Origin of the sequence: Mesorhizobium sp. M7A.F.Ca.AU.002.02.1.1, from assembly GCF_003998535.1 — a bacterium.
In the GTDB taxonomy this organism is placed as follows: domain Bacteria; phylum Pseudomonadota; class Alphaproteobacteria; order Rhizobiales; family Rhizobiaceae; genus Mesorhizobium; species Mesorhizobium ciceri.
Genome location: NZ_RZPB01001482.1, coordinates 1 through 464, shown reverse-complemented (window position 1 = coordinate 464; position 464 = coordinate 1). Strand labels below are relative to the sequence as shown.

The following is a 464-nucleotide window of genomic DNA, read 5'->3' as shown; positions in this document are numbered from 1 at the left end:
GGCCACCGCGACGGGCAGCCTCTTTGACCCGCCGGCAGCCACTGACGACACGTCCGTCGACACTGCGGCGCCGCCCAAGCCGCGCCGCCGCTCATCGGCCGCCAGGCAGAATGCGGCTGACCAAGCCAAGGACAAGGCTGCCGACAAGTCGAAAAAGAAGAAGAAATCGACGGCCGACACCTCCGACATCACCGCTTCCACGACCGCCTCCACGCCGGACGCCACCGATGCCGCAGAGACCGATGCGGACACGGCCAACCGCCGCGCACTCACCATCGACAGCGCCGACAGGCAGAAGCTCGACCCAGGAGCGGAGCGTACGGACGCCATCGAAGGCCAGAAGAAGAAGCTGGAGGATGATCCGTTTGCCGCCACCGGCGTCAAATGGGGCTCCTTCGTCATCCGGCCGACGATCGAACAGGGCCTGACCGCCACCTCGAACGGCGATTCGAGCAGTGCAGGCA

1 pseudogene is annotated in these 464 nt (G+C 66.6%); it reads left to right on the top strand.

What is annotated here, in order from left to right:
* Window positions 1–464 (top strand): annotated as a pseudogene (locus EN879_RS38485) (outer membrane beta-barrel protein); the annotation flags it as partial.